Annotated in this window: 23 protein-coding genes; 6 read left to right on the forward strand and 17 right to left on the reverse strand. The window is 68.8% G+C overall.

What is annotated here, in order from left to right; genetic code table 11:
* The first annotated feature begins 3 nt into the window (after positions 1 to 3).
* From ACX938_RS08785 to uvrC, 3 genes are all read left to right on the forward strand, one after another.
* Positions 4 to 972 (forward strand): calcium/sodium antiporter, encoded by a 969-nt coding sequence (locus tag ACX938_RS08785; RefSeq protein ID WP_459430771.1) that lies wholly within the window; start codon positions 4 to 6, stop codon positions 970 to 972.
* A 22-nt stretch (positions 973 to 994) separates the two neighbouring features.
* A complete protein-coding gene (locus ACX938_RS08790) occupies positions 995 to 1,783 on the forward strand; it encodes an SDR family oxidoreductase (protein ID WP_459430772.1) in 789 nt (262 codons plus the stop codon).
* Positions 1,784 to 2,095: 312 nt separating this feature from the next.
* The gene (uvrC, locus tag ACX938_RS08795) at positions 2,096 to 3,964 is read left to right on the forward strand and encodes an excinuclease ABC subunit UvrC (RefSeq protein ID WP_232753954.1); all 1,869 of its coding nucleotides are present in this window, start codon (positions 2,096 to 2,098) and stop codon (positions 3,962 to 3,964) included.
* A gap of 164 nt (positions 3,965 to 4,128) precedes the next feature.
* On the opposite strand, the gene ACX938_RS08800 is transcribed toward uvrC, so the two are convergent.
* The 14 genes from ACX938_RS08800 to ACX938_RS08865 all read right to left on the reverse strand — a co-directional run bounded on the left by ACX938_RS08800 (position 4,129) and on the right by ACX938_RS08865 (position 17,453).
* Positions 4,129 to 4,563 carry an acyl-CoA thioesterase gene (locus ACX938_RS08800; RefSeq protein ID WP_459430773.1) on the reverse strand — a complete coding sequence of 145 codons (435 nt, stop codon included), beginning with the start codon at positions 4,561 to 4,563 and terminating at the stop codon, positions 4,129 to 4,131.
* Positions 4,563 to 5,333, reverse strand: coding sequence for a TIGR02186 family protein (locus tag ACX938_RS08805; RefSeq protein ID WP_459430774.1), 771 nt, complete (start codon positions 5,331 to 5,333; stop codon positions 4,563 to 4,565). Before ACX938_RS08805 ends, ACX938_RS08800 begins: the two co-directional genes overlap by 1 nt.
* Positions 5,330 to 6,238: a sulfite exporter TauE/SafE family protein gene (locus ACX938_RS08810; protein ID WP_232753951.1), complete on the reverse strand. Its 909-nt coding sequence runs from the start codon at positions 6,236 to 6,238 to the stop codon at positions 5,330 to 5,332. The genes ACX938_RS08805 and ACX938_RS08810 overlap by 4 nt, the downstream gene beginning before the upstream one ends.
* 166 nt (positions 6,239 to 6,404) lie before the next feature.
* Complete coding sequence (locus tag ACX938_RS08815) at positions 6,405 to 7,370, reverse strand: ABC transporter permease (protein WP_232753950.1); 966 nt, start codon at positions 7,368 to 7,370, stop codon at positions 6,405 to 6,407.
* Positions 7,370 to 8,464, reverse strand: coding sequence for an ABC transporter permease (locus ACX938_RS08820; RefSeq protein WP_232753949.1), 1,095 nt, complete (start codon positions 8,462 to 8,464; stop codon positions 7,370 to 7,372). Before ACX938_RS08820 ends, ACX938_RS08815 begins: the two co-directional genes overlap by 1 nt.
* A gap of 171 nt (positions 8,465 to 8,635) precedes the next feature.
* Positions 8,636 to 10,234 (reverse strand): ABC transporter ATP-binding protein, encoded by a 1,599-nt coding sequence (locus ACX938_RS08825; RefSeq protein WP_232753948.1) that lies wholly within the window; start codon positions 10,232 to 10,234, stop codon positions 8,636 to 8,638.
* 105 nt (positions 10,235 to 10,339) lie between these two features.
* On the reverse strand, positions 10,340 to 11,344 hold the full coding sequence (locus tag ACX938_RS08830) for a BMP family lipoprotein (RefSeq protein ID WP_459430775.1): 1,005 nt from the start codon (positions 11,342 to 11,344) through the stop codon (positions 10,340 to 10,342).
* 144 nt (positions 11,345 to 11,488) lie between these two features.
* The gene (rimI, locus tag ACX938_RS08835) at positions 11,489 to 11,926 is read right to left on the reverse strand and encodes a ribosomal protein S18-alanine N-acetyltransferase (protein ID WP_459430776.1); all 438 of its coding nucleotides are present in this window, start codon (positions 11,924 to 11,926) and stop codon (positions 11,489 to 11,491) included.
* Positions 11,923 to 12,606 carry a tRNA (adenosine(37)-N6)-threonylcarbamoyltransferase complex dimerization subunit type 1 TsaB gene (tsaB, locus tag ACX938_RS08840; RefSeq protein ID WP_459430777.1) on the reverse strand — a complete coding sequence of 228 codons (684 nt, stop codon included), beginning with the start codon at positions 12,604 to 12,606 and terminating at the stop codon, positions 11,923 to 11,925. The genes rimI and tsaB overlap by 4 nt, the downstream gene beginning before the upstream one ends.
* Positions 12,596 to 13,162: a NifU family protein gene (locus ACX938_RS08845; RefSeq protein ID WP_232753944.1), complete on the reverse strand. Its 567-nt coding sequence runs from the start codon at positions 13,160 to 13,162 to the stop codon at positions 12,596 to 12,598. The genes tsaB and ACX938_RS08845 overlap by 11 nt, the downstream gene beginning before the upstream one ends.
* Before the next feature lie 682 nt (positions 13,163 to 13,844).
* Positions 13,845 to 14,300 carry a universal stress protein gene (locus tag ACX938_RS08850; RefSeq protein WP_232753943.1) on the reverse strand — a complete coding sequence of 152 codons (456 nt, stop codon included), beginning with the start codon at positions 14,298 to 14,300 and terminating at the stop codon, positions 13,845 to 13,847.
* 244 nt (positions 14,301 to 14,544) lie between these two features.
* A complete protein-coding gene (locus tag ACX938_RS08855) occupies positions 14,545 to 15,417 on the reverse strand; it encodes a branched-chain amino acid aminotransferase (protein ID WP_232753942.1) in 873 nt (290 codons plus the stop codon).
* Positions 15,418 to 15,553: 136 nt separating this feature from the next.
* Complete coding sequence (locus tag ACX938_RS08860; RefSeq protein ID WP_459430778.1) at positions 15,554 to 16,036, reverse strand: VOC family protein; 483 nt, start codon at positions 16,034 to 16,036, stop codon at positions 15,554 to 15,556.
* A 67-nt stretch (positions 16,037 to 16,103) separates the two neighbouring features.
* Positions 16,104 to 17,453 carry an ABC1 kinase family protein gene (locus ACX938_RS08865; RefSeq protein WP_459430779.1) on the reverse strand — a complete coding sequence of 450 codons (1,350 nt, stop codon included), beginning with the start codon at positions 17,451 to 17,453 and terminating at the stop codon, positions 16,104 to 16,106.
* Positions 17,454 to 18,225: 772 nt separating this feature from the next.
* Between ACX938_RS08865 and ACX938_RS08870 the strand changes: the two genes are divergently transcribed.
* The 3 genes from ACX938_RS08870 to ACX938_RS08880 all read left to right on the forward strand — a co-directional run bounded on the left by ACX938_RS08870 (position 18,226) and on the right by ACX938_RS08880 (position 21,195).
* Positions 18,226 to 18,858, forward strand: a complete 633-nt coding sequence (locus ACX938_RS08870; RefSeq protein WP_459430780.1) for a ribonuclease HII — start codon at positions 18,226 to 18,228, stop codon at positions 18,856 to 18,858.
* 93 nt (positions 18,859 to 18,951) lie between these two features.
* Positions 18,952 to 20,061, forward strand: coding sequence for a site-specific DNA-methyltransferase (locus tag ACX938_RS08875; RefSeq protein ID WP_370634932.1), 1,110 nt, complete (start codon positions 18,952 to 18,954; stop codon positions 20,059 to 20,061).
* 261 nt (positions 20,062 to 20,322) lie between these two features.
* Positions 20,323 to 21,195, forward strand: a complete 873-nt coding sequence (locus ACX938_RS08880) for a DMT family transporter (protein ID WP_232753937.1) — start codon at positions 20,323 to 20,325, stop codon at positions 21,193 to 21,195.
* Positions 21,196 to 22,114: 919 nt separating this feature from the next.
* On the opposite strand, the gene ACX938_RS08885 is transcribed toward ACX938_RS08880, so the two are convergent.
* The 3 genes from ACX938_RS08885 to ectB are packed head-to-tail and all read right to left on the reverse strand — an operon-like array spanning position 22,115 to position 25,257.
* The gene (locus ACX938_RS08885) at positions 22,115 to 23,548 is read right to left on the reverse strand and encodes an aspartate kinase (RefSeq protein ID WP_232753936.1); all 1,434 of its coding nucleotides are present in this window, start codon (positions 23,546 to 23,548) and stop codon (positions 22,115 to 22,117) included.
* A gap of 18 nt (positions 23,549 to 23,566) precedes the next feature.
* Positions 23,567 to 23,959, reverse strand: coding sequence for an ectoine synthase (locus ACX938_RS08890; RefSeq protein ID WP_459430781.1), 393 nt, complete (start codon positions 23,957 to 23,959; stop codon positions 23,567 to 23,569).
* Between the two features lie 5 nt (positions 23,960 to 23,964).
* Entirely contained in the window at positions 23,965 to 25,257 is a 1,293-nt protein-coding gene (ectB, locus tag ACX938_RS08895) for a diaminobutyrate--2-oxoglutarate transaminase (RefSeq protein ID WP_232753934.1), read from the reverse strand.
* Positions 25,258 to 25,288: the final 31 nt, after the last annotated feature.

Below are 25,288 nucleotides of genomic sequence, written 5' to 3' on the forward strand. Positions count from 1 at the left end.
ACCATGGTCTATCTCACCGCACTCCTGGGTCTGGCGATCCTGCTCCTGGCCGGCGACGCGCTGGTCAAGGGCGCGGTCAACCTGGCGCTGCGGCTGGGCGTGCCGGCGCTGATCGTCTCGCTCACGATCGTGGCCTTCGGCACCTCGGCGCCGGAGCTGCTGATCTCGATCAACGCCGCGCTGGACGGGGCGCCGGGCATCGCGCTCGGCAACGTGGTGGGCTCGAACACCGCCAACGTGCTCCTGGTGCTGGGCGTGCCGGCGATCCTGGCGGTGATGCACACCGCCGAATGTGACACCCGCAAGAGCTACGTGATCATGCTCGGAGCCTCGGGGCTGTTCATCCTCCTGGCGATGCGCGGGGTCTTCGACTGGGTCTCGGGCGCCATGCTGCTGGCGGTGCTGGCGGTGATCCTGGCCGACAACTTCCGCGACAGCTTGAAGCATCGGCGCAACGGCGCCCTGGCCAGCGCCGAGGCGCCCGCTGCGGCAGCCGACGAGGCGCTGGAGGAGGCCGACCCGGACATGCGCTGGTGGAAGGTCATCCTCTACCTCGCGCTCGGCCTCGCGGGGCTGCCGCTGGGCGCCGACTTGCTGGTCGACAGCGCCCGCGAGATCGCCCAGCGGTTCGGAGTCTCGGACACGGTGATCGGGCTGACGCTGGTGGCGCTCGGCACCTCGCTGCCGGAGCTCGCGACCACGGTCTCGGCGGCGCTGCGGCGGCAGGCGGATGTGGCGCTCGGCAATGTCATCGGCTCGAACATGTTCAACCTCCTGGCCATCATCGGCGTGGCGAGCCTGATCGCCCCCATGGAGGTCGACGCCGAGTTCCTGCGCTTCGACCTCTGGGTCATGCTCGGGGCCTCGCTGCTGCTCGCGCCCTTCGTCTTCATGGGGCGCAACATCACCCGGAGCTGGGGCCTGGCATTGACCGCGGGCTATCTGGCCTATGTGGGGTTCGTGCTCTTCTGAGACATCAGCAAGGAGGATGACCATGTCCCTTCAGCCCCGCGCCCTCGTGACCGGCGCCGGCAAGCGGCTGGGCCGCGCCATGGCGCTTTACCTGGCCGGCCGCGGCCTCGAGATCGGCGTGCATTACAACAGCTCCAGCGCGGCGGCAGAGAGCCTCTGCGAGGAGATCCGCGGGCAGGGCGGCCGCGCCGTGGCGCTCCAGGCCGATCTTCTGAACGAAGCTGAGGTCGAAACCCTGGTGCCGCGCGCCACCGAGGCGCTGGGCGGGCCGCTCACGGTCCTGATCAACAACGCCTCGATCTTCGAGCATGACGACATCACGACCGCCGACCGGACGAGCTGGGACCGCCATATCGAGAGCAACCTGCGCGCGCCCTTCGTGCTGACCCAGGCCTTCGCGGGCCAGGTGCCGGGGGTGACGGCGGATGCCGCCGGAGAGCCCGTGGCGCAGGGGCTGGTGGTGAACATGCTCGACCAGCGGGTGCGCAAGCTGACGCCGGAGTTCATGTCCTACACGATCGCCAAGATGGGGCTCTGGGCCTTCACCCAGACCGCCGCCATGGCGCTGGCGCCGCAGGTGCGGGTCAATGCCATCGGGCCGGGGCCGACGCTGCAGGGCGGACGCCAGTCCGCAGAGCACTTCGACCGGCAGCGCCGGGCGACCATCCTGGAACGCGGCGCCAACCCCGAAGACATCACGGGTGCGCTGGCATACTTCTATGATTCGCCCGGTATCACGGGGCAATTGCTCTGCGTCGACGGGGGCCAGCACCTGGCCTGGCAGACCCCCGACGTGGCCGGGACCGAGTGACTCTGCGCACAGTTGTTCACCGGCGGCTGCATTCGCGGCGTTGCGTGAACAACGCGGGGCATTCCGGGATGCCATGGCACACATCATAAAAATCCCGTTTTAAATCAATGGGTTCTGGGGCTGCCTAAAAATTAGGCGAAGTAACGAAACCGTCATAAACAAAGGGAAAATTCGACCAACCCAAGATTTCTCCCAAGGTTTGTCCACAGGAATCGTGGATGCAATTTGGCTTGAAACAGAGCTGTTACATTGCCTTGGACAGGGCGAATCGAGAATCACAGCAATGGCACAGAGAATCGGCACGGAAGAGACGTGAGCGACCGCCAGAACGACATCCCCGCCACCGGCCACGAGGTCATCCAGGGCTATCTGAAGACGCTGGACAGCTCTCCCGGCGTCTACCGGATGCTGGATGAGCAGAGCCGCGTGCTTTACGTCGGCAAGGCCCGCAACCTCAAGGCGCGGGTCTCGAACTATGCCCGGCCCTCGGGGCATTCGCGGCGCATCGCGCGGATGATCTCGGAAACCGCCTCGATGATGTTCCTGACCACCAGGACCGAAACCGAGGCGCTGCTGCTCGAGCAGAACCTGATCAAGCAGCTCAAGCCGAAGTTCAACGTGCTGCTGCGGGACGACAAGTCCTTCCCGAACATCCTGGTGACCGGCGATCACGCCTACCCGATGATCCGCAAGCACCGGGGCGCAAAGCGGCAGAAGGGTTCCTACTACGGGCCCTTCGCCTCGGCGGGCGCGGTGAACCGGACGCTGAACCAGCTGCAGAAGGTCTTCCTGCTGCGCAACTGCTCGGATTCAATCTTCGAGAGCCGCACGCGGCCCTGCCTGCTGCACCAGATCAAGCGCTGCTCCGCGCCCTGCGTGGGCCGCATCTCCGAGGCGGATTACGCCGAAAGCGTGCGCGACGCCGAACGCTTCCTGTCGGGGCGCGACACCAAGATCCAGGAGACCCTGGCCGCCGCCATGCAGGAGGCCTCGGAGGCCATGGAGTTCGAACGCGCCGCCGCCCTGCGCGACCGCATCCGGGCGCTGACCCAGGTGCAATCGGTGCAGGGCATCAACCCCAAGGGCGTCGCCGAGGCCGACATCATCGCGCTCCACATGGAGCACGGCCAGGCCTGCGTGCAGGTCTTCTTCATCCGCGCCAACCAGAACTGGGGCAACCGCGACTTCTATCCCCGCGTCGGCGAGGACGTGGATGCCGCCGAGGTGCTCGAGGCCTTCGTCGGCCAGTTCTACGACACCAAGGAGCCGCCGCGGCGCATCCTTCTGTCCCATGCCATCGAAAGCCCGGACCTGATGCAGGAGCTCTTGACCGAGAAGCTCGGCCGCAAGGTCGAGATCTCGGTGCCGCAGCGGGGCGAGAAGGCCGAGCTGGTCGAGGGCGCGGTGCGCAACGCCCGCGAGAGCCTGGCGCGCAAGATGTCCGAGACCGCGACCCAGACCAAGCTATTGCGCGGGCTGGCCGAGGCCTTCGGCCTCGACGGGCCGCCCGAGCGCATCGAGGTCTACGACAACTCGCACATCCAGGGCACCAATGCCGTCGGCGCGATGATCGTCGCGGGCCCCGAGGGCTTCCTGAAAAGCCAGTATCGCAAGTTCAACATCCGCGGCGAGGAGCTGACCCCGGGCGACGACTTCGGGATGATGAAAGAGGTGCTGACCCGGCGCTTCAAGCGGCTCCAGAAAGAGGACCCGGACCGGGACAAGGGCATGTGGCCGGACCTTCTGCTGATCGACGGGGGCGCGGGGCAGGTCTCGGCGGTGCATGAGATCATGGCCGAACAGGGGGTGGAGGACATCCCCATGGTCGGGGTCGCCAAGGGCGTCGACCGCGACCACGGCAAGGAAGAGTTCTACCGCACCGGCCAGCGGCCCTTTGCGCTCCGCCACAACGACCCGGTGTTGTATTTCGTGCAGCGGCTGCGCGACGAGGCGCACCGGTTTGCCATCGGCACGCATCGGGCCAAGCGGGCTAAGTCCATGGGCAGCAATCCGCTGGACGAGATCCAGGGGGTGGGCGCCTCGCGCAAACGCGCGCTCCTGAGCCACTTCGGCTCGGCCAAGGCGGTGAGCCGGGCGAACCTCGCGGACCTGAAAGCCGTGGAAGGCGTCAGCGAGGCGCTGGCGGAGCGCATCTACGGGCATTTCCACGAGAAGGGGTGAGGCGGGGCCTGGCGCGGTGTCCGGGCGAGCTCACATCCGGAGCGCTAGGCCACCGCAGATGCGCCCTGCGGCGCCCTGTCGCTGCCTACCAGCCCCAATTGCGCCTTAGGCCCCCCCAGGAGCGCCCACTGCACCACAGCGGCCTCTCATCGCATCCGCTGCGCCTAGTCCACCACCAGCGGCGCGAAGCGCGCCTTGAGTTCCTCGGGCATCGGCGTCGGGCGGGCCTCGGCGTCGGTCAGCACGTTCACGAAATAGCCGAGGCTCGCGGCCTCCTCCTCCCCCTCGCGGAAGAGCGCCACCTCGATCCGGTAGGAGGAGGACCCCAGCCGGGTGATCCGCAGCCCCGCCGAGAGCCGGTCGGGAAAGCCGACCTCGCGGAAATAGGTGCAGCCGTTCTCGACCACCACGAAGCGCCAGGCGTCGGGGCCGCGCACCTCGATGCCGTTGTCCATCTGCCAGTAGGTGATCGCCGTGTCGAATAGCTCGAGGTAGGTGGCGTTGTTCAGATGCCCGTATTCGTCGTTGTCGTTCCAGCGCGTCTGCATCGGCACGAAGGCGGGAAAGGCGTCGCGGCGGGGCGGGGGCGTGCGGGACATCAGGACCTCAGAAGACGTGTGACGGTGGAGGCCACCCAGCCGGCGGCCAGCGCCAGGACCAGGGCCAGGAGACCGTAGAGAAAGGGCTGGTTCTGCGACAGGTTGAAGAGCCAGCGTTCGATCCCGACCTTGCGCACCTCGATGTCGCGGGCGATCTGCCCGACCACCCGCCCGTCGCGGGTCAGGAAGATGCGCGTGCGATAGGTGCCCTCGGTCAGGTTGGCGGGCAGGCGCACGGAGGTGGAGAACAGCGTCTCCTCGCGCACCGCCACCTCGCCTTCGAGAAGCTGGTAGCGGCCGGTGTTGCTGCGGATGCGGATCAGCGCCTCGGAGAAGACCTGCGCGTCCTCGACCTCGATCGGCGCGCCGACCGAGCGGATGGCGCGCGGGATGGAAACCCGGTTCCGCAGGTCCTCGACATGGCTCATCACGCTGCGGAACGGCCCCGAGGTGGCGATGGCATAGAACGAGGGCGCGAGGTCCACCTCGACCGCCTGGGTGTTCACCCAGATGCCGAAGCGGCGCTCCTTGCGGTAGACGGTCAGCGGCACGAAGGGGCCTTCTACGGTGATCACCACGTCCAGCTCGCTGTCGCCGGGGATCGGCACCTCGCGCTTGACCGCGCCGTAGACCAGGATGTCGGAGCCGTCGAAATTGGTCGAGATCGAGACCGCGTTGCGGCTGAGGCCCAGGACCACGCTTTCCTCGGCCCGCGCGCCGGGCGCCGCCGCGACGGCCAGGAGGAGAAGGGACAGCAGCGCCCGGATCATCCCGCCCTCGCGATCACGTACAGCTCGTCCGGCGTCAGGAAGAGGTCGAGCGCCAGCTTGAAGCAGACCGCGAGGACCAGCGTTGCGAGCAGGATGCGCAGCTGTTCCGCCCGCAGCCGCGCGCCGATCACCGCGCCTATCTGCGCGCCCACGACGCCGCCGAGGATCAGCGCCAGCGCCAGCACGATGTCGACCGTGCGGGTGGTCGTCGCGTGCAGAAGCGTGGTGAAGCCGGTGACGAAGATGATCTGGAAGAGCGAGGTGCCGATCACCACCTTGGTCGGCATGCCGAGCAGGTAGATCATCGCGGGCACCATGATGAAGCCGCCGCCGACCCCCATGATCGCCGCCAGCACGCCGACCGCGGCGCCGACCAGAAGCGGCGGGATGGCCGAGATATAGAGCCCCGAGGCGCGGAAGCGCATCTTGAAGGGCAGCCCGTGCACCCAGACGTGGCTCCGCCGCTTGGGCCGGGCGCCGGACTTCGAGCGGCGCAGCGCGCGCAGGCTCTCGACGAACATCAGCCCGCCGATCACGCCGAGGAAGACCACATAGGCCAGCCGCACCAGGAGATCGACCTGGCCCTGTTCCTTGAGGTAGTTGAAGAGCGCCACGCCCGCCGCCGAGCCGACCAGCCCGCCGGCCAGCAGCACCGTGCCCATCTTCAGATCCACCGTTCGGCGCTTGAGATGCGCCATGACCCCCGAGACCGAGGAGGCGACAATCTGGTTGGCGCCGGTCGCCACCGCCACGGCGGGCGGGATGCCCATGAAGAACAGAAGCGGCGTGATCAGGAAGCCGCCGCCGACGCCGAACATGCCCGACAGGATGCCCACCAGCGTGCCCACCCCGAGAAGCAGGATCAGGTTGACCGAGACCTCGGCGATGGGAAGGTAGAGCTGCATGGGCAAAGCATGTGCCGCGGCGGGGCGATTGGCAACGGGCGCGGGGCGGGCCGGGGTGGCTTTTGTGCGGGGCCCGCGGCCTCTGGCGCGCAGGCTGGGCGGCCGGGCGCGCGGGCGTCGTGCCGCGCGCGCCCGGAAGGGTCCGGGGCAGGGGGCGAAGGGGCGCCTAGCGCTCCTTCACGTAGGGCTGGCCGCCGGCGCGCGGCGGGATCGCCCGGCCGACGAAGCCCGCCAGGATCACCACCGTCAGGATGTAGGGCAGCGCGTCCATGACCTGCACCGGGATGGTGATCCCGCCGAGGTCGATGTTCTGGTAGCGCAGCGCCACCGCCTGCAGGAGCCCGAAGAGCAGGCAGGCCATGAGCGCGTACCAGGGCCGCCACTTGGCGAAGATCAGCGCCGCCAGCGCGATGTAGCCCCGGCCCGCCGTCATGTCCTTCACGAAGCCCGCCTGCAGGCCGGTCGCCAGGTAAGAGCCCGCCAGCCCGCAAAGGAGCCCGCAGATCACGATCGCCGCGTAGCGCAGCCCGATGACCGAGACCCCGGCGGTGTCCACCGCCTCGGGCGCCTCGCCCACGGCGCGGAGCCGAAGCCCGAAGCGGGTGCGGAACAGCACCCAGTAGGTCGCGGGCACGCAGAGGAAGGCGACATAGACCAGGATCGAATGGCCCGAGATCAGCTCGGCGTAGATCGGCCCCAGCACCGGCACCGCGCGCAGGCTTTCCGCGAAGGGCAGGGTGATCGCCTCCCAGCGGCCGCCCGACATCAGCGAGGGCGTGCGCCCGCCCTGGCTGAACCAGTCCTGGGCGATCAGCACCGTCAGGCCCGCGGCCAGGAAGTTCAGCGCCACGCCCGAGATCAGCTGGTTGCCCCGGAAGGTGATCGAGGCCAGCCCGTGCAGCCCCGAGAGCAGCATCGAGGAGACGATGCCCGCCAGGAGCCCCATCCAGACCGAGCCGGTGAGCGCGGCGATGGCGGCCGAGAAGAAGGCGGCGATCAGCATCTTGCCCTCGAGCCCGATGTCGATGACGCCCGAGCGTTCCGAGAAGAGCCCCGCGAGGCAGGCCAAGAGCAGCGGCGTGGCCAGGCGGACGGTCGAGTCGAGGACCTGGAGAAGGGTTGCGAAATCCATCAGGCGCGCTCCTTCCGGAAGGCGAGGAAGATCCGTTCAAGCGGCATCCGCACCATGTTGTCGAGCGCCCCGGTGAACAGGATCACCAGGGCCTGGATGACCACGATCAGCTCGCGCGGGATATTGGTCCAGAGCGCCAGCTCCGCGCCGCCCTGGTAGAGGAAGCCGAAGAGGATCGCCGCCAGGAACACCCCGATCGGGTGGTTGCGGCCCATGAGCGCCACGGCGATGCCGATGAAGCCCGCGCCCTCGGTGGCGTTCATCACCAGGCGTTCGGCCTCGCCCATGGCGGTATTGACCGCCATCAGACCGGCCAGCCCGCCCGAGATCAGCATCGCCACCACGACGATCTTCACCGGCGAGATGCCGGCGTAGCGTGCCGCACTTTCGGAATGGCCGAGCGCGCGGATCTCGTAGCCGAGCCGGGTGCGCCAGATCAGGAGCCAGACCAGCAGGCAGGCGAGGATCGCCACGAAGAAGGTCACATTGCCCGGCGCGCCGCGGAACAGCGGCACCGCCTCGGTGGCGAACATGTCCTGGAAGGTCGGCAGATGCGTCGCGGGCGGGAAGACCGGCGAGGCCGGGTCCATCTGGCCCGCGGGCTTCAAGAGGTTCACCAGCACGTAGTTCAGCAGCGCCGCGGCGATGAAGTTGAACATGATCGTGGTGATCACGATGTGGCTGCCGCGCTTGGCCTGCAGATAGGCCGGGATCAGCGCCCAGAGCGCCCCGAAGGCCGCCGCGCCAAGCGCGGCACCCACCAGCGCCAGCGACCAATGCGGCCAGGGGATGTAGAGGCAGATCAGCGCCACGCCGAGCCCGCCGACCGTGGCCTGCCCCTCGCCGCCGATGTTGAAGAGCTTGGCGTGGAAGGCGACCGAGACCGCGAGCCCTGTGAAGATAAAGTTGGTGGCGTAATAGAGCGTGTAGCCCCAGCCCGCCGAGCGCATCAGCGCGCCTTCGACCATGAGGTTGAAGGCCTCGACCGGGTTCTCGCCGATGGCGAGGATCACCAGCGCCGAGAGAAGCGCGGCCAGGAGGAGCGAGAAGAGCGGGACGAGGACCGCGTCGGCCCAGGCGGGCATCCTATCCATGACGGGCACCTCCGGCCTCGGGGCGGCGGGGTGACAGAGGGAAGGCTTGGGCGGGGGCCGCGGCACGCGGGCCCGCGTGGACGCCCGAAGGGGCGGGGTGTCTCTGTCGCAAGGGTAGGCTCATCTCGGTTCCCGATCGTTCAGAAGCGCGGAGGGGCTGCGGGGTCTCTCTCATTCGCCCGCCGCGCGGTGTTCCTTTTCGTCGAGGCTCTTGTCGACCGCGGCGATGGCGTCGCCGCCCGGGTCCTCGGTCACGCCCGCCATGAGCAGGCCCAGCTCGCGCTGGTCGGTCTCCTCGGGGCTGCGTTCGCCCATGATCTGGCCGTCGAACATCACCGCGATGCGGTCCGACAGGGCGAAGATCTCGTCGAGCTCGACCGAGACCAGCAGGATCGCCTTGCCGAGGTCGCGCAGGCGCACGATTTCCTGGTGGATGAACTCGATCGCGCCGATGTCGACGCCGCGCGTCGGCTGGCCGATCAGTAGCACGTCGGGGTTGCGCTCGATCTCGCGCGCCAGGACGATCTTCTGCTGGTTGCCGCCCGAGAAGCTCTTGGCGGCGAGGTTCGGGTCCGGCGGGCGGACGTCGAAGCGCTCCATCTTGCCGGCCGCCTCGGCGCGGATCGCGGCGTTGTTCATCAAGGCGCCGTTCTGGATCGCGGGGTCGTGGTGGTAGCCGAAGACGGTGTTCTCCCAGGCGGTATAGGGCATGATCAGCCCTTCGCGCTGGCGGTCCTCGGGGACATGGCCGATGCCCGCCGCCCGCCGCGCGCGCCCGTCCGAGCCGGGCCCCCGGAGCGGCAGCGGCGCGCCGTTCAGCAGCACCTCGCCTTCGCCCTCGCGGTAGCCGCCGAGCACCTCGAGAAGCTCCGACTGACCGTTACCCGCGACACCCGCGATGCCGAGGATCTCGCCCGCGCGCAGATCGAGGGAGATGCCGCGCAGCCGCTCCACCCCGTCGGCGTCGACGTGGCGCAGGTTCTTGACCGAAAGGACCGCCTCCTTGGGCTGGGCCGGGGCTTTGTCGACCCGTAGCAGCACCTTGCGGCCGACCATCAGCTCGGCCAGCTCCTGGGGGTTGGTCTCGGCGGTCTTCACGGTCGCGGTCATCTCGCCGCGGCGCATCACCGACACGGTGTCGGTGACCTCCATGATCTCGCGCAGCTTGTGGGTGATCAGGATGATCGTCTTCCCCTCGGCGCGCAGGTTGTCGAGGATGCGGAAAAGGTGGTCGGCCTCGGCCGGCGTCAGCACGCCGGTGGGCTCGTCGAGGATCAGGATGTCGGCCTGGCGGTAGAGCGCCTTCAGGATCTCGACCCGCTGCTGGTGGCCGACCGAGAGCGACTCGACCGGCATGTCGGGATCGACCGAGAGGCCGTATTCCTCGGAGAGGCGCTTCAGCACGCCGCGGGCCTTCGACAGCGAGGGCTTCAGGAGCCCGCCGTCCTCGGCGCCGAGGATGACGTTTTCCAGGACGGTGAAATTCTGCACCAGCTTAAAGTGCTGGAAGACCATGCCGATGCCCGCGGCGATGGCCGCCTGGCTGTCGGGGATCTCGGTTTTCTGGCCCTTGACGAAGATCTCGCCGCGGTCGGCCTTGTAGAAGCCGTAGAGGATCGACATCAGCGTCGATTTCCCGGCGCCGTTTTCGCCGATGATGCCGTGGATCGTGCCCGGCATCACCCGGATCGAGATATCCTTGTTGGCCTGGACGGGGCCGAAGGCCTTGGAGATGCCTTTCAGCTCGATGGCGGGAGCGGTGTCGGACATTTAGGGCAAGCCCCGGTCTGGTCTTTCGGAAGGGATCAGGGGCCGCGCTGGGCGGCCCCTGGGCAAAAAGCGGCGGTCAGCCGCCCACAGGTCGCGTCGGTGGGCTCAGAATTCGAGCGCCGGGCAGCTGTCGTCCGAGGTGTAGTCATGCACCGAGAGATCGCCGGCGATGATCTGCGCCTTGGCCTCTTCGACCGCGGCCTGCATGTCCTCGGTGATCAGCTCGGCGTTGTTCTCGTCCATGGCGTAGCCCACGCCGTCCTCGGCCAGCGTCAGGACCTCGACGCCGGTCTCGAGCTCGGGGCCGGCTTCCATGGATTCGAAGACCGCCACGTCGACGCGCTTGAGCATCGAGGTCAGCACTTCGCCGGGGTGCAGGTAGTTCTGGTTGCTGTCCACGCCGATCGACAGGATGCCCTCGTCGGCGGCGGTCTGCAGCACGCCGAGGCCGGTGCCGCCGGCCGCGGCGAAGACCACGTCGGAGCCCTGGCTGATCTGCGCCTGGGTCAGCTCGGAGCCCTTCACCGGGTCGTTCCAGGCCGCCGGCGTCGTGCCGGTCATGTTCGAGATCACGGTGGCGTCGGGGTTCACCGCCTTCACGCCCTGGGCGTAGCCGCAGGCGAACTTGCGGATCAGCGGGATGTCCATGCCGCCGACGAAGCTGACCGTGCCCGACTCCGAGGCCATGGCCGCCAGCATGCCGACCAGGTAGGAGCCCTGGTGCTCGGCGAAGAGGATCGACTTCACGTTCGGGAAGGCCTCGGGGTCGACGAAGCCGTCGATGGTCACGAACTTGGTGTCGGGGTAGTCGCCGGCCACGTTGGAGATCGGCGTCGACATCGAGAAGCCGGTGGTCACGATCGGGTTGAAGCCGGCCTCGGCGAAGCGCCGCAGCGCCTGTTCACGCTGCGCCTCGGACTGCAGCTCGATGTCCCGATAGGAGCCGCCGGTCTCTTCGGCCCAGCGTTCGGCGCCGTTGTAGCCGGCCTCGTTGAACGACTTGTCGAACTTGCCGCCGAGGTCGTAGATCAGCGCCGGATCGGCCAGCGCGGCACCGGCCGTCAGGGCCAGCGCGGCGGCGCTGCCGAGAATGGATTTCATCAGGGTCATGTAGCTCTCCCAGTTGTGGCGCGGCGCGCTTCTTTGCCCCGCGGGGTCCGCGCGCCGTTGGATCGAGATGATCGCTGCAAGTAGGCCGAAGGTGGGAACGGGCGTCAACCGCTTTTCCGTGGCGCTTCGGGGGATCGCGCAACGTCACATATCAGGGCCCGGCGCGAGGTCGCGCGCCATGACCACGGCATCCGCCGTCGTGCCGTCGGGCAGGTGGTAATAGCCGCGTCTGAGCCCGGCCTCGGCATAGCCGCCCCGGGCGTAGAAGGCGCGCGCCGGGGCGTTGGGGGCGGCGACCTCGAGGAAGGCGCGGGTGCAGCCCCGGGCCTCGGCGTGGGCGTGGAAGTCCTTGAGGAGACTTGCCGCGAGGCCCTGCCGCTGGGCCTCGGGCGCGACGGCGAGGGCGAGGATCTCGGCCTCGCCGGCCAGCGCGCGGGCCAGGAGGAAGCCGGGTGCCGCGTCGCGCGGCGTCACCAGAAGCGCGCCGGGGCTCTCGCAGCTGGCCGCGATCTGGTCGGCGCGCCAGGGCGCCTGGTGGCGGTAGGCCGCCGCCATGATCTGCGCCAGCCGCTCGGGCGTCATGTCAGGATGACGGGGCCCGCCTCGCGCGAGGGCGCCGCATCGGCGGGGCGGACGTAGAGCGGGGCTGCCCGCGGGCCCGGCGCGCCCGTCGCGGCGCGCTGCGCGGCGATCCGGGCAAGCTCGGCGATGGCTTCGGGCCAGGTCAGTTTGGCGGGCTGGGCGCGGTGGTCCGCGCCCCAGTCGCGGGCGAGGGTCTCCGCCTCGGGGCCGAGCAGCGCCGCAGCGGGCGCGGGCGGCTCCCGGCCCTCGCGCTCGTAAAGGGGCGCGCCCTCGGGCAGACCGTCGCGGTAGTCCTGCCAGTAGCGCCCGTCGCGGGGGCCCGGCAGATGCACCGCCAGCGCGCCCATCTCGGGCACCCCGGCCAGCCCGCGCAAGACGTCGAAGCCCGAGACCCCGATCGCGTCGATCCCGCGCGCCAGGGCGAGCCCGCGCGCGGCGGCCACGGAAATGCGGATGCCGGTGAAATTGCCGGGCCCGGTGCCGACCCCCAGCGCGTCGAGATCACCCCAGCCGAGGCTCGCCTCGGTCAGCACCTCTTCGAGAAGCGGCATCAGCCGTTCGGCCTGGCCGCGGGCCATCTCCTCGAAGGCCAGGGCCCGGATCTGACCGCCCGACAGCAAAGCGGCCGCGCAATGCGCGGCCGATGTGTCGAAGGCAAGGAGGGTCGGGTCAGACCCCAACGGGGCGCACCTCGGTCACCTCGGGGATGTAGTGCCGCAAGAGGTTCTCGATGCCCATCTTCAGGGTGAGCGTCGAGGAGGGGCAGCCGGCGCAGGCGCCCTGCATGTGCAGGTAGACGACGCCGCGCTCAAAGCCGTGGAAGGTGATGTCGCCACCGTCCTGGGCCACGGCCGGACGCACGCGGGTGTCGAGCAGGTCCTTGATCTGGCCGACGATCTCGGCGTCCTCGCCGTCATGCTCGGCATGGCCCGAGCCCTGCTGCATGGCCTCGTCCTTGAGGACCGGCTGGCCGGACTGGAAATGCTCCATGATGGCGCCGAGCACGGCGGGCTTGATGTGGTCCCATTCGACCGCGTCGCCCTTGGTCACGGTGACGAAATCATTGCCGAAGAACACGCCCTTGACGCCGTCCACGCCGAAGAGGCGGCTGGCCAGCGGGCTGTCGCCCGCGCCCTCGGGCGAGGGGAAATCCGCGGTGCCGGCCTCGAGCACGGTCTGGCCCGGCAGGAACTTGAGCGTCGCGGGATTCGGGGTCGATTCGGTCTGGATGAACATGGGCGGAGCCTTTCGTTCGAGTTGACCTTCTATATGCGGATTGGCCGCGCGAGGGTCAAGGTTTGGAACGGTTCTAAAGTTTGGGGTGGGGTGGGCAGACGCCGCTTGGGTCACCCGGGAGGTCCCGGCAGCGCCCGGACCGAGGCGGCCCGCTGCACACTCCAGGGCGCGGCCGCGCCGACACCACCTCGAAACACGCCCACAATCTGCCCACAAAGCGCCCCAGTCGCCACAAGCCCCCTCTCACCCCGCACACCAGAGGGCGCGCACCGGACCGGGGGCCGGCGCTGCTAAGCTCTGAGCAGGGCGCTTTATGGCAACAAGGTCAGGGCTAGAGGCGATCTATGCACGCCACTCTTAGGAGCGCCGGCCCAAGGGGCCGGTCCGGCGCGCGCCCGGCACCTTCGGTGCTGTTCGGGCGCAAGAGGGGGCGTGTTGGTGTTGGGGCGCGGTGGGTCTTGGGGCAGGGCCTTTTGCGGCGCGGGATGTGGTCGGAGGGTGGAATGTCTTGGAATGGGATGAGTGGAAGAGGACGGTTGATTGCGCGGCGCGTTGTCTATGGTCTCGCTCGCGCAGATTTTAAGTCCCCGCTCGCGCAGGCTCTGAGCCTATGCGCCGACCACCCCCGCTATCTCCACGGCCAATACCCCGCAAACCGCCCAAGCCCGGCACAAACACCCCCTCAGGTAATCCCCTCCAGCTCCTCCTTCGAGAGGTCCCCCGGCACGATGGTGATCGGCACCGGCAGGCTGCCGGAGTTGCGGGTGAGCTGGGTCACCAGCGGCCCGGGCCCGCCCTTGCCGGAGCCCGCCCCCAGCACAAGCACGCCGATCTGCGGGTCGTCCTGCACCTGGGCGATGATCTGCGGCACCGGCTCGCCCTCGCGGATCACCAGCTCGGGCTCGATGCCCTGGCGGTCGCGCATCCACTTGGCGAAGACCTCGAAATGCGCCTCGATGCGCTCGCGGGCCTCTTCGCGCATGATGTCGCCGACACCGACCCAATGCGAGAAGTCCTCGGGCGTGATCACCGAGAGGATCGTCACCCCGCCGCCGGTGTGCGCGGCGCGCATGGCGGCAAAGCGCATGGCGTTGAGGCATTCGCGGCTGTCGTCGAGCACGACCAGGAACTTGCGCATCGCGATCTCCCCCCTTCGCCGGGATCATGGCAGGGGGGCGCAGGCGGGGCAAGCGCGGGCGGAAGGGATGCCCTCAGGGTTGTGGCAGGGCAGGCGAGCGGGTCTCGGAGCAGGGCGGTGGGGGCGCGTGCCTGTGGTCGAGACGGCGGCAAAGCCTGTCGCCGATCCTGCCCGAAAGGCGTCGCGCCTCTCCTAAGAAAGGCTGCGGCCTACAAAAGCCTCAGCCCCCCACACGGCCCCAGCCTCAAACCCCCGCCGAGGCCGCCCAGTCCCAGTAGATGTCGCGCGCCCGGCGGGTCACCGGGCCGAACTCGTATTGCACGTCCTCGAAGGCCGAAACCGGGGTCACCTTGTTCAGGTTGCCGGTCAGGAAGACCTCGTCGGCGGCCTCGAAATCGGCGAAGCTCAGCACCGTCTCCACGACCTCGACGCCATCGGCGCGCAGGTTCTCGATGTGGCGCGCGCGGGTGATGCCCGAGAGGAAGGTGCCGTTCGGGATCGGCGTGAAGACCACCCCGTCCTTGACCATGAAGACATTGGAGGTCGCGGTCTCGGCGACATTGCCCATGGCGTCGCCCACCAGCGCGTTGGTGAAGCCGCGCGCGTTGACCTCGGCCAGCATCCGCGAGTTGTTGGGATAAAGACAGCCCGCCTTGGCGTTGACCACGTTGTCCTCGAGCACCGGGCGGCGGAAGCGCGTGCGCCCGAGCGTCACCGTCTCGTCGCGGCCGAGCATCGGGAACTCCTCGAGGCAGAGCGCGAAGCCGGTCTCGGCCTTGCCGATCTTCGGCATGATCGCCGAGGGCTCGGAGTTCAGCGACCAATACATGGGGCGGATGTAGACCTGCGCCTCGCGCGGGAAGGCCTTCAGCCCCTCGCGGGCGATCTCGAGGATCTCGGCGTCGCTGTGGGTCGGCTCGATCATCAGCGCCCGGGCGGAATGGTTGATCCGCGCGCAGTGCTTGTCGAGGTCCGGCGCCATGCCGTCGACGAAGCGCGCCCCGTCGAAGACGGTGGAGCCCAGCCAGGCGCCGTGGTCGGCGGCGCGCATCACCGCGACATCGCCCTGCTGCCAAGTGCCGTTGAAATAGGTGCGGATGTTGCGGCCCGTCGCCATGGCGGTCTCCTTCGTCGCGTCTCGGTCGGCTGGTCCCGTCGATAACGCCGGGGCGGGGGAAAGGCCAGACGGTCGGGGCGGGGCCATTCGCAACCTCACATTGCCCCCACCAAGACCACCCGTTCCGCCGAACCGCTCAGCCCGCCTCGGCCAGGAGCGCCTCGAGGTCGAGCGGGGCGTTCACCATGGCCAGCCCGCCGTCGCCGTCGCGCGGCCAGTCCTCGGGCGCGCGGTCGCGGTAGATCTCGATCCCGTTGCCGTCGGGGTCGGAGAAATAGACCGCCTCGGAGACCCCGTGATCGGCGGCCCCTTCGATCTCGACGCCATATGCGCGGGCGCGCTTCAGCGCCGCGCCGAGGCTCGCGCGGTCGGGAAAGAGGAAGGCGGTGTGGAACAGCCCCGGCCGGCGCTTCGGCCCCGGCGGGGTGCCGCGGCTCATCCAGGTGTTGAGCCCGAGGTGGTGGTGATAGCCCCCGGCCGAGAGAAAGGCCGCCTCATCGCCGAAATACTGCGTGACCTCGAGCCCGATCACCGCGCGGTAGAAGGCGACCGAGCGCGCCAGGTCCGAGACCTTCAGGTGGACGTGGCCGATGCGGGTGTCGGGCGGGGCGCTGGACATGGGGGCTCTCCTTCGCGGGCTTGCCCTTCCAAGCTAAGCCCCTGGCGCCCCCGCCGAACAGGCCGTTTCAGGCAGAGGATTTGTGCGAATTTGCCGAGGCTTCCGCGAAGGGCGCGAGCAGCGCCACAAGGTCGAGCCGCGCGCCGAGCCGCGCCGACAGGAGATAGAGCCCCATGGCCTTGCGCTGGAGAAACAGCGCGTCGACCGGCGGGATCACCGCGAAATCGCGGTCGCGGGCCAGCGTCTCGCCCGCCTCGGCCAGCCGCGCCGCCAGCCTCTCGGAACGGAAGTCGAAGGCACCAGGCGCGCGCAGCGGCGCGGCGGCGATCTCCATGAGGTCGAGCACCTGCGCGGTCTGCGTCTCTCCGGTGTCGGCGCTGAGGTAGCCCACCCGCACGGCCGCCTGCCGCATCTCCTCGCGCCCGCCCGAAAGCACCGCGGTCAGAAGCGCGCGGAAGTCGGCGATTCGCTCGGGCGCGAAATCCCGCACCGCGCCGAAGTCCAGAAGCAGGATCTCGCCCGTCTCCGGGTCGTAGCGGTAATTGCCGAAATTCGGGTCGGTCTGCATGGCGCCCAGTTCGAAGAGCTCGCGCAGCGCCAGGGTCAGGAGCCGCGCGGCGAGCCCGTCGCGGGTGGCCTGGTCGGTCTCGAAGGCGCTCTCTATCGGCCAGCCGCCCACGTCGTCCATGGCGAGGATGTCCGTCGTGCAGAAGGCCTGCTCGAGCCCCGGCACGCGCAGCCCCGGCGCCTCCGCCAGCCAGTGGCCGAAGCGGGTGAGCGCCCGGGCCTCGCGGGTGTAATCGGCCTCCTCGTGCAGCTGCTGGCGCGCCTCCTCGAGAAGCGGCGACGGGTCGAGGCCGCGCGGCAGCAGCCCCGACCAGCGCAAGAGGCTGCCGAGGTTGCGGATGTCGCTGTCGATCGAGGCGCGGATGCCGGGGTATTGCACCTTGATCGCCAGCCGGCGGCCCGCGCGGGTCTGGGCGCGATGCACCTGGCCGATCGAGGCGGCGGCGATCGGGCGCACGTCGAAGCGCCGGAAGCGGCGCTGGAAGTCGGCGCCCCAGTTCTCGGTCAGGACCTGCTTGAGCTGCGCGGGCGGCATGTAATGCGCCTCGGCCCGGAGCCGGGCGAGGATATCGGCCAGCTCGGGCGGCAGCACTTCGCCCGCCTCCATCGAGAGGAGCTGGCCCAGCTTCATCGCCGCGCCGCGCATCTTGGAGAGCTCCTCGGCGAGCCGCGTGGCATTGGCGGGGCTGAGCACCAGGTCCGAGAGGCCCGGCCGCTGCCCGCTGGCATAGGCCCGCGCGCCATCGGCGGCCGCGCGGGAGAGGACCCCCGTCGCCAGCCGGCCCATGCGGCCCATCCGGGCCAGGCGGCCCGAGGGCACCGGGACCGCGCGGGGATCACGCTCGCTCATGGCGCGGGAGATAGGGCGCGGGGGGAGGCGGGCGAGAGGGGTGAAGGCGGGGTGCGGCGTGGGGTCGCTTGGGCGGAGGCGGCGGACTGCGTGGGCGGGCGTTTTGTCCGGGGGCGGTTCTTCGTGCGGGGGTTTGCTTTCGGGGCCTTCCGTGCGCTTGGGCACGTTCCCCGCGCCCGATTACGGGGCCCTCGGTGAGGCAGAAGCCAAGCCCAACGGCAAAACACACCGCCCAGACCCAGACGCCAAGCCCCACCGCCCTCTCACCCCTCGCACCAGAGGGCGCGCACCGGACCGGGGGCCGGCGCCGCCGACCTCCGAGCGGCGCACTTTATCCCAACAAGGTCAGGACTAGGGGAGAGATGAGCACGCCACTCCCAAGAGCGCCGGCCCAAGGGGCCGGTCCGGCGCGCGCCCGGCACCTTCGGTGCTATTCGGGCGCAAGGGGGCGGGACGTGGAAGGGGAGGGGCGTGCGTTGACCTCACGAGGCTCGCTCTGCTGTGCAAAAGTGTGGTCTGATTTCCGGCGGTCTAGTGGGCTGGGCTAAGCGTCGGTGTGTCGCGGAACTGTATGAGATCCGGCAGCTTCGCGCGCTTGGTCAAACCTTCGTCCTGCAAGGTCATGTGGTCCGACGTCCGGCAAGGTCATGTGGTCTGATACCCGCAAGCCGCGCGCCCAGAGCGATACCTCCACGGTCCACGATCATCCGCACCCCCCCCCCCCACCTTTTCCACTGGCCCCGCCCGCCCCGGCGCGGCTAGAGACACCCCCATGGAGCAAGCGGACGACACATTCGAACAGGAGGCGCTCGCCGCCGGGGCGGGGCGCGTGGCGGGGGTGGACGAGGTGGGCCGGGGGCCGCTCGCGGGCCCGGTGGTCGCCGCGGCGGTGGTCTTCGACCCCGCGCGGCTGCCGGAGGGGCTCGCCGACAGCAAGCGGCTCACCGCCAAGCGCCGCGAGGCCCTGGCCCTGGCCCTGCGCGAGACGGCGGAACTCGGCATCGGCATGGCGAGCGTCGACGAGATCGACGAGATCAACATCCTGCGCGCCTCGCATCTGGCCATGCTGCGCGCCGTCGCGGCGCTGCCCGCGCCGCCCGAGGCGCTGCTGATCGACGGCAACATGATCCCGGAGGGCTGTCCGCATCCGGCCCGGGCCATCGTCAAGGGTGACGCCCGCTCGGTCAGCATCGCCGCCGCCTCGATCCTGGCGAAATCCGCGCGCGACGCGCTCATGCGGGATTTGGCGCAACAGTTTCCGGGCTACGGCTGGGAGACCAACGCGGGCTACCCGTCGAAAAGCCACAAGGCGGCGCTGCAAAATCTCGGTGTGACCCCACACCATAGGAAGTCCTTCGCGCCGGTCCACAAGATCTTGTGGCAAGGCAAAAAGGCAAGCCTCTGATTCAAAAAAGAAATTGACCGCGAATCGGGTTTGAATCAGTCTTTGTCCATCCATTTGAGAGCGCCTAAGCGCCGGTTTATTGGGGCAGAGAAAATGACGAAGATGACCGATCTGAAGAGCGCCCCGGCGCTCCCTCTCAACACGATTCTGGACGGCGATTGCATTGAGAGGATGCAAAGCCTGCCCGAGGCCTCGGTCGACCTGATCTTCGCCGACCCGCCATACAACCTGCAGCTCCGCGGTGAGCTGCACCGTCCCGACAACAGCCGCGTCGACGCGGTCGACGACCATTGGGACCAGTTCCAGAGCTTCCAGGCCTATGACGCCTTCACCCGCGCCTGGCTGAAGGCCGCGCGGCGGCTTCTGAAGCCCAACGGGGCGATCTGGGTGATCGGCTCCTACCACAACATCTTCCGCGTCGGTGCGGCGCTGCAGGACGAGGGCTACTGGATCCTGAACGACGTGGTCTGGCGCAAGGCCAACCCGATGCCGAACTTCCGCGGCAAGCGCTTCACCAATGCCCATGAGACGATGATCTGGGCCTCGAAGGGTGAAGGCGCGAAATACACCTTCAACTACGAGGCGCTGAAGGCGCTGAACGACGGCGTGCAGATGCGCTCGGACTGGGTGCTGCCGATCTGCTCGGGCGGCGAGCGGCTGAAGACCGCCTCGGGCGAGAAGGCGCATCCGACGCAGAAGCCGGAGTCGCTCCTGCACCGGGTGCTGGTCGGGGCGACGAACCCCGGCGACGTGGTGCTCGACCCCTTCTTCGGCACCGGGACCACCGGCGCGGTGGCCAAGATGCTCGGCCGCGACTGGATCGGCATCGAGCGCGAGGCCGCCTACCGCGAGGTCGCCGAGGCGCGCATCGCCTCGGTGCGGAAATACGACAAGGCGGCGCTCGAGACGACGCGGGCCAAGCGCGCCGAGCCGCGCGTGCCCTTCGGCACCATCGTCGAGCGCGGGCTTTTGCGCCCCGGCGAGACGCTGGTCTCGCCCTCGGGCAAAAGCGCCCGGGTGCGCGCCGACGGGACGCTGGTCGGGCTCGACGTGAAGGGCTCGATCCACCAGGTCGGCGCCCATCTCGAGGGCGCGCCCTCCTGCAACGGCTGGACCTACTGGCACTTCAAGAAGGACGGCAAGACCGTGCCCATCGACGTCTTGCGCCAGCAGATCCGCGCGGAGATGGCCGAGAAGGGCTGAGGCCCCTCGGCGGGCGGCTGACCGGCGCTTGAGACCGCCGAGGCCCGCCGCACCGGTTCACCGAATGGCTTACCGCCTGCCCGTCGTGCCTGGCGCGGCGGGCCACTGACCCCGCCCGCCTTCGCGCCGGCGGGGCTTTTTGGTCCTGGGGCAATAGGGCAGGCCGCCGCGCGCCGCCCGAGCCTTGCGCCCCGCGCAACCCCGGTTTCGCCTTGCCCTTCCCGCGCCCCCGCGTTCTGGTCGGCCCGGAAAGGAGCGGGCATGGACATTCGCGGCATTCTCATGGGGCTCGCCTTCGCGGCGATGTGGTCCTCGGCCTTCACCTCGGCGCGGGTCATCGTGCAGGCGGCGCCGCCGCTGACGACGCTGGCGCTGCGCTTCCTGATCTCCGGGATCATCGCCGTGGGCATCGCCCGGGCGCTGGGCCAGAGCTGGCGGTTGACCGCGGTGCAATGGCGCGCGGTCCTGGTCTTCGGGCTTTGCCAGAACGCCATCTACCTGGGCCTCAACTTCGTCGCCATGCAGGAGGTCCAGGCCTCGCTCGCGGCGATCATCGCCTCGGCCATGCCGCTGATCGTGGCGCTGCTCTCCTGGGCGGTGCTGCGCGAGCGGCTGCCGGCGCTGGGCATCGCGGGGCTCGTCGCGGGGGTCTTCGGCGTGACGCTGATCATGGGCGCGCGGCTCTCGGGCGGGGCGGATCTTTTCGGCGTGGCGCTCTGCGTGCTGGCGGCGCTGTCGCTCGCCGTGGCGACGCTCATGGTGCGCAACGCCACCTCGCGCGGCAACGTGCTGATGGTCGTGGGCCTGCAGATGTTCGTGGGCGCGGGCGCGCTGGTGCTGCCGGCGGCCTGGCTCGAGACCTGGGAGGTCACCTGGTCCCCGGCGCTTGTGGTGGCCTTCTGGTACACGGTCCTGGTGCCGGGGGTCTTGGCGACGCTGGTCTGGTTCCTGCTGGTCGACCGGATCGGCGCGACCAAGGCGGCGACCTTCCACTTCCTAAACCCCTTCTTCGGCGTGGTCATCGCCTGGGCGCTCCTGAACGAGGCACTGACCCTCTGGGACGCGCTGGGCGTGGTGGTGATCGCCGGGGGCATCCTGGCGGTGCAGCTCGCCCGGGCGAAGAAGGCGGGGTAGGGGCGCTAGGGCTTCTGCCTCAGGAAGCGCCGCAGAGGGCCCGCGCCGGTCCGGCGGGCTGGCGCTGCTCGGTCTGAGGTCCGCGGTTTATCTTGCAAGGTCGAGAAGACCTCGCCCCCTCGCTCCAGCGTTGAAAGAGCGCCAGTCCGGGCGGGCCGGACCGGCGCGGGCCCGGCACCTTCGGTGCTGTTCGGGCCAAGGAGGAGGCGCTGGGGGGAGATGGTGGGCGCGGGGCGGGCTGCGGGCTGACTGGGGGTGTCACCCGAACTGTTCCAGGGACTGATATGTCAGGGTGACTTGAGGGTTTTGAGCATACTTCGGGCTGCCTTGGCCTTCGAGCCCAGGAAGAAGCAACCGAGGGCTCGCGCCGGTCCGGCGGGCTGGCGCTGCTCGATCTGGGGTCCGCGGTTTATCTTGCAAGGTCGGGAAGACCTCCACCCCTCGCTCCAGCGTTCCCAGAGCGCCAGTCCGGGCGGGCCGGACCGGCGCGGGCCCGGCACCTTCGGTGCTGTTCGGGCCAGGGAGGTGGCGCTGAGGGGTTATGGTGGGAGCGGTGGCGGCAGCGGCGCTTGACGTGACCTACTTGGGGGGGGGCGACGAGGAATTGGGCGCGCGGCGGCAGCGGCTTCGGAAGTGACCCTTCTGGGTGCGTCTCTGACCTGACCTTGCGCGCGCCGCGGACGTGACATTGGTTGGGCTAGGGCCGGGGCATTGGGTCTGACTTCCCGGGGCCATCCTTCCGCCATCCCCCCCCCCAAGAAAAAACCCCCGCGGTTCTCACCACGGGGGGCTCTCAGTCCAAGTGTGGGGCGGCTCCCGCCGGGTCCGGCGGTTTGCGATCTTGACGCCCGCGCCCCTCGGGCGGACTTGCGGTCGGGCGGCCCCGCGGCCTTGGCCGCGAAAACGCCCTAACCATGTCTCAGGCCACCAGCTTCGGGGCTTCCTGGCCCTTTCCCATGAAGGTGTCGTGCAGGATCTTCACGCAGGCGTCGCGGTCCTCGCGGTCGACGACGAACTGGGCGTCCACCGTGCGCGTGGTCTGATGTGCCGAGATGACGTCGATCTTGCCCTCGCGCAGCGCGGCGAGGCCGCGTTCCAGCACGTGCAGCCCGCGCAGGTCCCGGCCGATCACCGAGGCGATGGCGGTCGAGCGGATGTTGATGTCGGAGTTCGGATAGGCCTCCGACAGCTCGTTCTCGACCGAGCGCATGGCGCTCAGGGGTGCGTCCACGTAGTGCGTGATGGTATTGGCGTTCGAGGTCTTCGACACGATCCGCAGCCCGTGCTTGGTCAGCACCTGCAGCGTCTTGGCGTCGTAGCCCTTCACGCCGACCATGTCCTGCTCGAAGAGCTCGAGCGCGAAGACATCGACGCCGCAGACGATCTCGGCCACGCCCTTCTCGGCTTCGGCCTCGTCGATCAGCGTGCCGGGGTCATGCGGCTCGAAGGCATTGGTCACGCGCAGCGGCACCTCGGCCTGGCGCAGCGCCTTGGCGGCGGTCGGATGGATCGCCTCCATGCCCATGTTCGAGAGCTGGTCGGCCACGTCGTAGTTGGTGTGACCGAGCTTGCGCACGTTGTCCTCGCCGACAAGCTTGGGGTCGGCGGAGGAAAGGTGGAACTCCTTGTGGATGATCGCCTCGCGCGCCTTGGTCAGCGCCGCGATCTGGCTGAAGGTCACCTCGGAATAGCCGCGGTCGAACTTGTTCATCAGCCCTTCGGCGCATTGCGCGTAGCCGGTCACGATCGGCATCTCGCTGTCCACGTCCACATCGGTCAGCCCGTCGAGGATGCGCTCGTCGAGCGTCATCTCGCGCTCGTCGCGCCAGCCCGAGAGGTCCACGAAACGCGCGTTGATGCCGTGGCGGCGCAGCAGGAGCGAGGTGACATAGGCGGAATGCGCCTCGCCCAGCCCCGAGAGCAGCTCGCGCGTCACCTGCATGTGCTGCGACAGGCGGAAATGCCCGTAGGAGCACAGCCGGTGCAGGTCGATCAGGCAGTTGCGCGCGCCCTCGATCCGCTCGCGGACGAAGTCGTTGGCGTCGCTCTTGTCGGCGGCATGGTCGAGCAGCGCGTCATGCGCCTCGCGCATCGCACGGTCCACCTTGGAGAGCGCGCCCATCCAGCCGTGCTCCTCGGTGTTCTCGGCGAACTGGGCGTAGACGCCCGCCTCGCCGGTCTTCTTGTGCTCGAGCAGCTGGTTGGTGATCCCGCCGAAGGCCGAGACCACGAAGATCCGGCCGTAATCCGGCGCATCCACCTTGAACAGCGGCTGCAGGAGCTCGTCGATCCGCGACATGGAGGTGCCGCCGATCTTCTCGACCGTGTGGTTCTTGAAATCGATGGAAGTCATCTGATGCCTCGAAATGGTTTAGGCCACCTCGTCCGGCGCGGCGTAGGAGCCATCCTCGCGATGAACCTCCTTGCCCGTCACCGGCGGGTTGAAACAGCAGGCGAAGGCGAAATCCTCTTCGCAGCGCAGGGTGTGCTTGTCGTGCTTGTCCAGCGCGTACATCACGCCCGGGGTGATCTCGTGGACCTCGCCGGTGGCGAGATCCTCGATCGTGCCCTTGCCCTTGATGCAGTAGACGCTCTCGAAGTGGTTCTTGTAGTGGAACGTGTGCTCCGAGCCGGCCTTGATGTGGGTGATGTGGAAGGAGAACCCCATCTGGTCGTCCGCCAGCAGCATCCGGACCGAGGTCCACTGGGCGTCGGACACCGCGCGGTCTGTGCCGAAGAGCTTGTTTTCGTCGCGAATGATCATACTGGTTACTCCGCTGCGATCTTGGTTTCGCCCGCCGCGTCGCGCGCGGCCTCGAGCAGGATGTCGAGCCCTTTCTGCAGGGTCTCGTTCGGCACGTTGAGCGCGACCAGCACCTTTACGACCTCGTCGTCGGCGCCGGAGGTCTCGATGATGAGGCCCTTCTCGAAGGCGCGGGCACAGATGTCCGAGGCCAGCTCGCCGCCGCCCACGTCGACACCCTGCATCATGCCGCGGCCCTTGAGGCGCGCACCGGGGATCAGGTCGGCCACGGCCTGCAGACCGCTGGTCAGCAGCAGGGCCTTTTCCTGGATCTCCGACTGGAAGGCGTCGTCCTTCCAGTACTTCTCGAGCGCCACCCGGCCGGTCACGAAGGCATGGGTGTTGCCGCGGAAGGTGCCGTTGTGCTCGGCCGGCTTCCAGATGTCATGCGCCGATTTGATCAGCAGGCAGGCGAAGGGCAGGCCGAAGCCCGAGAGCGATTTCGCCTGGGTGATCATGTCGGGCTCGATGTCCATTCCCTCGAAGGAGAAATAGGTGCCCGAACGGCCGCAGCCGGACTGGATGTCGTCGATGATGATCATCGCGCCATGCTCGCGGGCGAGACGGGCGATGCCCTCGATCCATTCCTTGGAGGCGGCGTTCAGGCCGCCTTCGCCCTGGATCGGCTCGAAGATGAAGGCCGCGGGCTTGTCGACGCCCGAGGAGGTGTTGTTCAGCATCATCTCGATCTGGCTCAGCGTGTCGACGTCGTCGCCGAAGGCCCCGTCGTAGGGCAGATGCGTCACGCCGCAGAGGCCGCCGCAGGAGTTGCCCGCGCCGGCGCGCTTGCCGGCGTTGCCGGTCAGCGAGAGCGCGCCCATGGTCATGCCGTGGAAGCCGTTGGTGAAGGAGATGATGTTGCGACGGCCGGTAACCTTGCGGGCCAGCTTCATCGCCGCCTCGACGGCGTTGGTGCCGGTCGGGCCGGTCATCATGATCTTGTAGTCGTCCATGCCGCGCGGCTTGAGGATCAGGTCCTCGTAGGCCTCGAGCCACTTGGCCTTCTCGACCGAATACATGTCGAGGCCATGCGCGATGCCGTCATCGGCGATATGCGCGACGAGCGCCTCTTTCATGTCGGGGTCGTTGTGGCCGTAGTTCAGCGAGGAACAGCCGGCGAGGAAGTCGATGTAGGTCTTGCCCTCGGTGTCGGTCATTTCCGAGCCGACGGCCTTGGTGAAGACCGTGTCGAAGTTGCGGCAGTAGGAGCGCGCCTCGGATTCGCGGCGTGCGAAGATGTCTTTCTTCGGGGTGGACATAGCTCGTCCTTTCGCTTGGGAGAGAGTCAGT

This window comes from Roseivivax sp. (genome assembly GCF_054552075.1).

Bases quoted from the DNA above. Each gene is read 5' to 3' on its own strand.
- ACX938_RS08785 (WP_459430771.1), top strand. From the start codon at position 4: ATGGTCTATCTCACCGCACTCCTGGGTCTGGCGATCCTGCTCCTGGCC.
- ACX938_RS08790 (WP_459430772.1), top strand. From the start codon at position 995: ATGTCCCTTCAGCCCCGCGCCCTCGTGACCGGCGCCGGCAAGCGGCTG.
- ACX938_RS08800 (WP_459430773.1), bottom strand. From the start codon at position 4,563: ATGTCCCGCACGCCCCCGCCCCGCCGCGACGCCTTTCCCGCCTTCGTG.
- ACX938_RS08805 (WP_459430774.1), bottom strand. From the start codon at position 5,333: ATGATCCGGGCGCTGCTGTCCCTTCTCCTCCTGGCCGTCGCGGCGGCG.
- ACX938_RS08810 (WP_232753951.1), bottom strand. From the start codon at position 6,238: ATGCAGCTCTACCTTCCCATCGCCGAGGTCTCGGTCAACCTGATCCTG.
- ACX938_RS08815 (WP_232753950.1), bottom strand. From the start codon at position 7,370: ATGGATTTCGCAACCCTTCTCCAGGTCCTCGACTCGACCGTCCGCCTG.
- ACX938_RS08820 (WP_232753949.1), bottom strand. From the start codon at position 8,464: ATGGATAGGATGCCCGCCTGGGCCGACGCGGTCCTCGTCCCGCTCTTC.
- ACX938_RS08825 (WP_232753948.1), bottom strand. From the start codon at position 10,234: ATGTCCGACACCGCTCCCGCCATCGAGCTGAAAGGCATCTCCAAGGCC.
- ACX938_RS08830 (WP_459430775.1), bottom strand. From the start codon at position 11,344: ATGACCCTGATGAAATCCATTCTCGGCAGCGCCGCCGCGCTGGCCCTG.
- rimI (WP_459430776.1), bottom strand. From the start codon at position 11,926: ATGACGCCCGAGCGGCTGGCGCAGATCATGGCGGCGGCCTACCGCCAC.
- ACX938_RS08845 (WP_232753944.1), bottom strand. From the start codon at position 13,162: ATGTTCATCCAGACCGAATCGACCCCGAATCCCGCGACGCTCAAGTTC.
- ACX938_RS08850 (WP_232753943.1), bottom strand. From the start codon at position 14,300: ATGCGCAAGTTCCTGGTCGTGCTCGACGACAGCCGCGAATGCCTCAAC.
- ACX938_RS08855 (WP_232753942.1), bottom strand. From the start codon at position 15,417: ATGGCGACGGGCCGCAACATCCGCACCTATTTCAACGGCACTTGGCAG.
- ACX938_RS08860 (WP_459430778.1), bottom strand. From the start codon at position 16,036: ATGTCCAGCGCCCCGCCCGACACCCGCATCGGCCACGTCCACCTGAAG.
- ACX938_RS08865 (WP_459430779.1), bottom strand. From the start codon at position 17,453: ATGAGCGAGCGTGATCCCCGCGCGGTCCCGGTGCCCTCGGGCCGCCTG.
- ACX938_RS08870 (WP_459430780.1), top strand. From the start codon at position 18,226: ATGGAGCAAGCGGACGACACATTCGAACAGGAGGCGCTCGCCGCCGGG.
- ACX938_RS08875 (WP_370634932.1), top strand. From the start codon at position 18,952: ATGACGAAGATGACCGATCTGAAGAGCGCCCCGGCGCTCCCTCTCAAC.
- ACX938_RS08880 (WP_232753937.1), top strand. From the start codon at position 20,323: ATGGACATTCGCGGCATTCTCATGGGGCTCGCCTTCGCGGCGATGTGG.
- ACX938_RS08885 (WP_232753936.1), bottom strand. From the start codon at position 23,548: ATGACTTCCATCGATTTCAAGAACCACACGGTCGAGAAGATCGGCGGC.
- ACX938_RS08890 (WP_459430781.1), bottom strand. From the start codon at position 23,959: ATGATCATTCGCGACGAAAACAAGCTCTTCGGCACAGACCGCGCGGTG.
- ectB (WP_232753934.1), bottom strand. From the start codon at position 25,257: ATGTCCACCCCGAAGAAAGACATCTTCGCACGCCGCGAATCCGAGGCG.